Origin of the sequence: Mycolicibacterium vaccae NBRC 14118 = CIP 105934 (assembly GCF_001552715.1) — a bacterium.
In the GTDB taxonomy this organism is placed as follows: domain Bacteria; phylum Actinomycetota; class Actinomycetes; order Mycobacteriales; family Mycobacteriaceae; genus Mycobacterium; species Mycobacterium vaccae.
In genome coordinates, this window is sequence record NZ_BCRS01000220.1 from 1 (window position 1) to 7,864 (window position 7,864).

Annotated in this window: 6 protein-coding genes; 4 read left to right on the forward strand and 2 right to left on the reverse strand. The window is 70.0% G+C overall.

What is annotated here, in order from left to right; all coding sequences use genetic code 11:
* The first annotated feature begins 82 nt into the window (after positions 1-82).
* Genes MVA01S_RS27385 through MVA01S_RS27395 form a run of 3 tightly spaced genes read left to right on the forward strand, consistent with a single transcriptional unit; the run spans position 83 to position 5,066 of the window.
* Positions 83-1,519 carry a glycosyltransferase family 2 protein gene (locus MVA01S_RS27385; protein ID WP_040542715.1) on the forward strand — a complete coding sequence of 479 codons (1,437 nt, stop codon included), beginning with the start codon at positions 83-85 and terminating at the stop codon, positions 1,517-1,519.
* Entirely contained in the window at positions 1,516-3,444 is a 1,929-nt protein-coding gene (locus MVA01S_RS27390; RefSeq protein ID WP_040542718.1) for a hypothetical protein, read from the forward strand. Before MVA01S_RS27385 ends, MVA01S_RS27390 begins: the two co-directional genes overlap by 4 nt.
* On the forward strand, positions 3,441-5,066 hold the full coding sequence (locus MVA01S_RS27395) for a glycosyltransferase family protein (protein ID WP_003932880.1): 1,626 nt from the start codon (positions 3,441-3,443) through the stop codon (positions 5,064-5,066). Before MVA01S_RS27390 ends, MVA01S_RS27395 begins: the two co-directional genes overlap by 4 nt.
* 13 nt (positions 5,067-5,079) lie before the next feature.
* On the opposite strand, the gene MVA01S_RS27400 is transcribed toward MVA01S_RS27395, so the two are convergent.
* Entirely contained in the window at positions 5,080-6,051 is a 972-nt protein-coding gene (locus tag MVA01S_RS27400; protein ID WP_003932881.1) for an endonuclease/exonuclease/phosphatase family protein, read from the reverse strand.
* 16 nt (positions 6,052-6,067) lie between these two features.
* Positions 6,068-7,078, reverse strand: coding sequence for a glucose-6-phosphate dehydrogenase (coenzyme-F420) (gene fgd, locus MVA01S_RS27405; RefSeq protein ID WP_003932882.1), 1,011 nt, complete (start codon positions 7,076-7,078; stop codon positions 6,068-6,070).
* A gap of 34 nt (positions 7,079-7,112) precedes the next feature.
* Between fgd and MVA01S_RS27410 the strand changes: the two genes are divergently transcribed.
* Positions 7,113-7,864, forward strand: a 752-nt coding sequence (locus MVA01S_RS27410; RefSeq protein ID WP_003932883.1) for an MBL fold metallo-hydrolase, incomplete at its 3' end; no start/stop codon positions are given.

Below are 7,864 nucleotides of genomic sequence, written 5' to 3' on the forward strand. Positions count from 1 at the left end.
GTCGACGAGCAGGTGCTCGCGCGCGGCCTCGACCTCGCGGCGGCCCTGCGCGGCGTCGCCACCGACGACCCGGCTCCGGCCGATGTCTGAGTCCGCGGGGCGGCTACCCGCCCACCTTTCGGCCCGATCGGTGCTGCGCCGCGGAACGCTTGTGGCGCTGGGCTTCACGGCCGCGGTCTCCGTCGCGGCCACCGCGGTCTGGCCGAGCGTCGTCGCCCCTGCCGTCACGACCGCGGTGGCGCTGCTCTACCTGGTCTCCACCCTGGACCGTAATCTGCTGCTGCTGCGAGGACTCGGCTCCTCGGCGCTGGTGCGCGTCGACGCCGACGAGGCGCTGGGGATCCCCGACGACGCGCTGCCCGTCTACACCGTGCTGCTGCCCGTCTACGACGAACCCGCGATCGTGAAGAACCTCATCAACGGCGTGCTGCGGCTGGACTATCCCGAGGACAAGCTCGAAATCCTGCTGCTGGTCGAAGAAGACGACATCGCCACCCAGACCGCACTGCTCGACGCCGACCTGCGCTGCGTGCGGGTGGTGATCGTCGAGCACAGCCTGCCCAAGACCAAACCCAAGGCGTGCAACTTCGGTATGTCGGTGCCGGGTCTGCGCGGCGAGTTCCTGACCATCTACGACGCCGAGGACATCCCGGACCCCCTCCAGTTGCGGCGCGCGGTCGCCGCGTTCGGTCGGGTGCCCTCCGATGTCGGTTGTCTCCAAGGGCGTCTCGGCTACTTCAACGAGCGGCAGAACCTGCTCACCCGGTTCTTCGCCCTGGAATACGACCAGTGGTTCGGTGTCGTGCTGCCTGCGGTGCAGCGGTCCGGTTGTGTGGTGCCGCTCGGCGGCACATCGAATCACATGCGGGTCAGCGTGTGGCGGGACATCGGCGGCTGGGACGAGTTCAACGTGACCGAGGACGCCGACCTGGGCGTCCGACTGGCGCGCAACGGTTACCGCACGCTGATCCTGGACTCGGTCACGTTGGAGGAGGCCAACTCCGACGTCGTCAACTGGCTGCGGCAGCGCTCCCGCTGGTACAAGGGCTACCTGCAGACCATGCTGGTGCACCTGCGTGACCCGCGCGCGCTGCGCCGCGAGATCGGCACCAAGGCCACGCTGCGGCTGATCAACATGACCGGCGGCGTCCCCCTCACCAGTGCGCTGAACGTGGTGTTCCTGTTCACCATGCTGGTCTGGGTGCTGGGCCGTCCGCACGCCGTGGAGATGATGTTCCCCCCGCTGACCTACTACGTGTGCCTGCTGCTGTTCGTCGTGGGCACGCCGCTGTCGGTGTACGTCGGCGTCGTCGCCACCGGCGCGTTGCACAAGCCCCATCTCCTGCCCGCGGCCCTGCTCGCCCCCCTGTACTGGATGCTGCAGTCGATCGCTGCACTGAAAGCGCTCTACCAGTTGGTCTTTCGTCCCTTCTTCTGGGAGAAGACCGTGCACGGCCTCAACGAACCCGCAGACGACGAACCCGCCGATTCACCCCGACCCACCGGAGCTCACCGATGAACCGACACCTCCGCCGGGTGGCCGCACTGGCCCTGGCCTCAGCGCTGGCCGCCGCGCCCGCGATCGCTCCGTCCGCGTCGGCGGATCCGTTCGCCGGGGTGGCCGCACAACCCACGCCACCGCCGGTCATCGGCTGGACACAGCTTGGGCTCGGCGACCGGATCGAACTCACCGGCGCGAATCAGCCTGCCGATACCGCGATTCCGGTGCCGGCCGGAGTCGCGCCGACCCTGCTGACCGGCGAGATCGGCTCGATCGTCAACGTGGTCAACGGGCGGCTGGACGTCCTGGACGGCCTCGGCACCCTCCTGGGCACGGTGCCCATCCCGCCCGGAGCCACCGCGGTGCCGTTCGCCGTCGACATCGCCGCCGCGCACATCGCCGACCGTCGGGCCAAACTGAGCTTCGTCATCCGGGCCGACACCGTGGTCGACGGCTGCGCGCAGCCACCGGCCATGGTGGTCAATCGGCTCGCCACGGCGTTCTCGGGACCGACACCGGACCCGGCCACGGTGGCCGGCTTCCTGCCCGGCTACCTCGACGAGATCGAGATCAGGGTGGGTCCCGACCCGACCGTGCACCAGCAGCAGGCCGCGCTCGACCTGGTCGCCAAACTCACCCGGCTGTACCGGCCGATGCCGGTGCGTGTCGGGGTGTCCACGGATGCTTCTGTGCCGCCGCGTATCTCGCCGTCGCTGCGGGTGATCGACATCCGGGACGGCGGGCAACCGGGCGTGGCGGTCGAGAATCCGGGCACCCCGGCCGCCGTGCTGGCTGTCACCGGAGCGGGCGAACAACTCGTCGAACAGGTCGGCCTGTTCGCCGACCGCCGGCTGGGCCTGGCGCAGGCGAACTCGGCGGTGATGCTGTCCGCCGAGCTGAGAAACCCCGACTTGTCGTCGACGATGAAGACGTTCGATCAGCTCGGCGTCACCGGGCAGACCTCGGTGGCCGGCAGCACCACGCTCTACGCGGGCTTCGACGTCGCCGAGTTCGGCGTGGGTCCGGTCAGCGGTGCGGATGTCCGCCTCAAGGCGCACTACACCCCGGTGGTCGGCGGCGAGGGTTCGGTGCTGGTGCGGTCGGGCGCGACCGTGCTGGCCGCACGCAGCCTGGACGCGTCCGGCACACTCGAACTGACCGGCCGGATCCCCGCCGAGGCGATCACCTCCAACGTCGGACTGGCGCTCGAGTTGCGCTACATCCCGCGCCAGGAATGCGCGCCGCAGCACGACCGTGTCACCTTCGCACTGGACCCGAGTTCGACGGTGACCGTCACCCCGGGCACCGGTAACCGTGGCGGTTTCCCGGTGCTGCCGATGGCGTTCACACCGGATTTCGACGTCGCGGTCGACAATGCCGAGCATCTACGCTTCGCCGCCCAGGCCATCAACCTGATCGCCCAGCAGACGCAGACGACGTTGCGGCCCCGGGTCACCCGGCTCTCGGACGCGACGACCTCGGGAACCGGGCTGCTGGTGGTCGCCGGCGGCGCCGAGCTGACCGCGGCCGGGATACAGCCGCCGATCCTGCCCGGCGACGCCAACACCGTCGACGTCGGCAACGCGCAGACCGCATCCACCGCCCTGGTGGATCTGCATGCCCCGCTGGGCATGGTGCAGGCCTTCACCGACGACGGGCGGGCGGTGCTGTCGATCACGGGCACCGGCGACTGGTCGCTGATCGACACGACGTTCGACTACGTGCGTGGTCTGCCGAACCGTTGGGGGTCGCTCAGCGGCGACGTCGTGGCCACCGGCATCGCCGGTGAGACCGTCTCGTTCTCCGTCAACGAGGGCGCGTCGATGCCGCACCAGCCCGCGCCCGCGCCCGGGTGGGGATGGTGGGCGTGGGTCAGCATCGGCGTGGTCGCCGTCGCGGCGGTGCTCGCGGCGCTGACGCTGCTGTTGCGCCGGCAGTCGTGACCACCGCGCGCCGGCGCGGGATCACGCTGTTCGCGCTGCTGAGCCTGGTCTATTTCCTTGTCGGCGCGGTTCTGGTGTTGCGGTACAACATCTTCGAGCCTGACGCACCGAACAGGGTGGCCAACGCCGGCTTCGCGCTGCAGTCACGCGATCCGCACCTGTCGGCGATCGGGTTCGTCTGGAACCCGCTGCCGAGCCTGGTGGAGATCCCGCTGGTGTGGCTGAGCCAGTGGTGGCCGGCGCTCAAACACGCGGGGCTGGCCGGTGTGGTGCAGAGCGCGTTGTTCACCGCGGGCGCGGCCGTGATGGTGCGCCGCATCGCGCTGGACCTCGGGGTGCCGGCGCGGTGGCGCTGGATCGCGGTGTCCGCGTTCGCCGTCCATCCGATGATCCTCATCTACGGGGCGTCCGGGCTGAGCGAGCCCGCGCAGATCTTCTGCCTGGTGTGGTGCGTGCGCTATCTCCTGCGTTGGTGCGCGTCGCGATGGGTCGGCGATCTCGCCTGGGCCGGCATCGCGCTCGGCGTCGGATATCTGGCCCGCTACGAGGTCATCCCCGCCGCGGTCGGCGCTGCGGGGCTGGTCGCGGTGCTGACCTGGCGCGGCGCACGGCCACACCTGCGGTGGCCGGAGACCGCGGTGAACGTGGTGGTGATCGGATTCCCCGTCACCGTCGCGTTTCTCACGTGGGCCGTCACCGGCTGGATCATCAACGACGAGTTCTTCGCGACGCTGTCCTCGCAGTACGGCAACTCCAGCCAGGTGGCCGGCCGGATCGCCGGCGGAGCCGGTGATGCCGGGTCGTCGTGGCTGGTGATCGCGTCGCGGCTGTTCGGGATGCAGCCGCTGACCGGGGTCGCGGTGGCCGTGGCGCTGGTGTTCGCCGCGCTGTCCAGGCGCAGTACCGCGCTGGTGCCGGTGGTCGTCTTCGGTTCGACACTCGCGTTCGCTGCTGTGGCACAGCACAGTTCGATGACCTTCGGCTGGTTCCGGTTCTACCTGCTGGCCATTCCGCTGGTGATCTGTGTCGGGTTGGCGTGCTGGCAGGCACAGGTGGTGGCCGCGCGGACCGCGTCCGCGGTGCTGGTGACCGCGTCGCTGGTGGTGGCCATCCCGGTGACCACCCCGCTGATCCTGGACGGCGACATCGCCTACGGTCAGCTGGAATCGGGCTTCGCCTCGCTGGTGGACCCGCAGAACCATCCGCCCGCCGAGGATCCCGCCCGGCGTCGGCTGGTCAGTGAACGGCTGCTGGCCAAGTGGTTCGACGACAAGGAGCTGCCGGACGGTTCGGTGCTGATGGACACCTTCCTGACGTGGGGGATCTGGTTGTCCTCGGAGCGGCCCCGCCAGTTCGTCATCACCAGCGACTACGACTTCGCCGCGGCCCTGAACAGGCCGTGGGACTTCGGCATCCGTTACATCGTGGCCACCGATCCCGAACGCAACGTGGCTGATGCGCTCAACCGCCGCCATCCGTCGCTGTGGGCCGACGGCGCGGGACTGGGCTCGTGGGCCTACTCGGCCGACGGCGCCACGCGTGACGAGATGTTCCGGGTGTACCGGACCACCGGCGAACCGCCCCCGTCACCGCAGGCCGTCCTGATCCAGGCCGGCGGCTGACGCCCGCCCCCGCTCAGCTCGCCGTCATGTCTACCGGCACCCGCAAAGTGGCCACCAGGCCCCGGTGATCGGCACCAGGCACGGTCACCGTGGTGACGCTGTCGGCCGAACAGTTCCTGGTCAGGATGTGGTCGATGCCGATCAGCGGCGGACGCATCTCCCGGCCCGGGTAGGTGCGCACCAGGCCTGCCCCGGCCTCGGTGCCGGCGTCGCCGTAGCCCTCGGCCAGCAGCCGGCGGAACGGCGCCATGTCGACGGTGGCGTTGAAGTCACCGGCGACGATCACCGCACCGGCTCCCGCGGTCTGGCCGACCTCGCGCAGCGTCTCGGGCATCCGCGCGATGTCGGAGCGCCAGCCGTCGATCGGGGTGGGCCACGGACCGGGCAGGTGCACCGACAGCACGGTGGTGTCCACCCGCACGCCGGGGATGCGGATGCGCGCCCCGATCATCGGCATCGTGTAGCCGTCGATGCGCCCGGAGTGGACGATCGGATACCGGCTCCAGATGCCGATGCCGGACGCGTTGCGCGCCGGCACGATCACCCGGTACGGGAAGACGCCGTCCATGCCCGCCGCCGACAGACCGTCCGCCGCGCCCTGCGTCATCTCCTGGACGGCGACCACGTCGGCGACATCCTCGGCCATCCCGACGAAGGCAGCCGGGTTCGCCTGTCCCAGAAAGAGATTGGCGGTCAGCACGCGCACGTCGACGGCCGGTACGTCGGGCGCGGCCGAACTCAGGTACCGCGGCACGTACATCCACATCAGCGCGACCGTCACCGTGACCGCGACCAGCGTCAGCAGCCAACGCCTGCCCAGCGCGAGGAACAGCATCGCCACCGGCGCCGCGAGCGCCAGGTAGGGCGCCGCGGCGGCGACGATGAGCGTGGGGTGCCCCGAGATGGGCACGTAGCGGGCGCCGAGCCCCACCACCGCGACGGCGAGGGCACACAGCCCGAGCACCGCCGCGACAATTTTGATCATCTCGCTGCGTCGGTGCTCAGCCGAGCTTGCGCAGCCTCGGCTCCAGGTCGCGCTGGAACAGTTCCAGGAAGCGGCGCTGGTCGTGACCGGGGGCGTGGAACACCAGGTGGTTGAGACCCCAGTCCACATAGTCCTTGACCTTGGCCACCGCCTCGTCGGGGTCCGACGCGACGATCCACCGCTTGGCGACCTGCTCGATGGGCAGCGCGTCGGCGGCCTTCTCCATCTCGATCGGATCGTCGATGGAGTGCTTCTGCTCGGCGGTCAGCGACAGCGGCGCCCAGAACCGGGTGTTCTCCAGCGCCAGTTCCGGGTCGGTGTCGTAGGAGATCTTGATCTCGATCATCCGGTCGATGTCGTCGGGGTTCTTGCCCGCCGCCTCGGCACCCTCGCGCATGGCCGGGATCAGCTTGTCCTTGTAGAGCTCCTCGCCCTTGCCCGAGGTGCAGATGAACCCGTCGCCGGCCCGGCCCGCGTACTTGGCGACCTGCGGTCCGCCCGCGGCGATGTAGATCGGGATGCCGCCCTCGGGCACGTCGTAGATCGAGGCGCCCTTGGTCCGGTAGTACTCGCCCTCGAAGTCGACGCGGTCACCGAGCCACAGCTCACGCATCAGCCGGACCGATTCGCGCAGCCGCGCGTAGCGTTCCTTGAACTCGGGCCACTCGCCCTCGTAGCCGGTGGCGATCTCGTTGAGCGCCTCACCGGTGCCGACCCCGAGGAAGATGCGGTCCGGGTACAGGCATCCCATGGTCGCGAACGCCTGGGCGATCACGGCCGGGTTGTACCGGAACGTCGGGGTGAGCACCGAGGTGCCCAGTATGAGGCGCTTGGTGCGCTCCCCCACCGCGGTCATCCAGGCCAGCGAGAACGGCGCGTGGCCCCCTTCGTGGCGCCACGGCTGGAAGTGGTCGCTGACGGTCGCACTGTCCATCCCGTGCTCTTCGGCGGCGACCGCCAGTTCCACGAGCTCGCGGGGAGCGAACTGCTCTGCCGACGCCTTGTATCCCAGTCTGAGTTCAGCCACGCTTCTGTTCTACTCCACTCGTTAGGCTCGCGAGATGGCAGCAGGCTCAGCTCGGCTGGTCCGGATCACCGAGACCGTCCATTTCGCTCAGACCGACCTGGTGAACTGGACGCTGGTGACGGGCGGCCCGGAGAGCGGAGGCGGGGTCCTGCTGATCGACGCCGGCTATCCGGGACACCGCGACGAGGTGGTCGGGTCGGTGCGCGAGCTCGGCTTCCGGCCCGAGGACGTCCGCGCGATCCTGTTGACCCACGCCCACATCGACCACTTCGGTTCCGCGATCTGGTTCGCCCGGGAACACGGCACGCCGGTCTACTGTCACCGCGACGAGGTCGGCCACTCCAGGCGCGAGTACCTGGAGCAGGCCTCACCGCTGGCCGTCGCGGCGCAGGCGTGGCGACCCCGGTGGCTGAAGTGGACGGTGGCCCTCATCGGCAAAGGCGGCCTCGACCACACCGGCATCCCCACCACGGCGGCACTGACCGACGAGATCGCCGCGGGCCTGCCCGGCACGCCGCGATGCGTGCCGACCCCCGGCCACACCGGCGGGCACTGCTCGTACCTGGTGGACGGGGTGCTGGTGAGCGGGGATGCGCTGGTGACCGGGCACCCGGTTTCGACCAGACGGGGCCCGCAGCTGCTGCCGTCGGTGTTCAACCACGACGAGGACGCGTGCCGGCGCAGCCTGGATGCGCTCGGCACGGTGGACGCCGAGGTGATGCTGCCCGGGCACGGGCCGGTGTGGCGGGGCTCGCTGCGCGACGCCGCCAATCAGGCCCGGCTGCC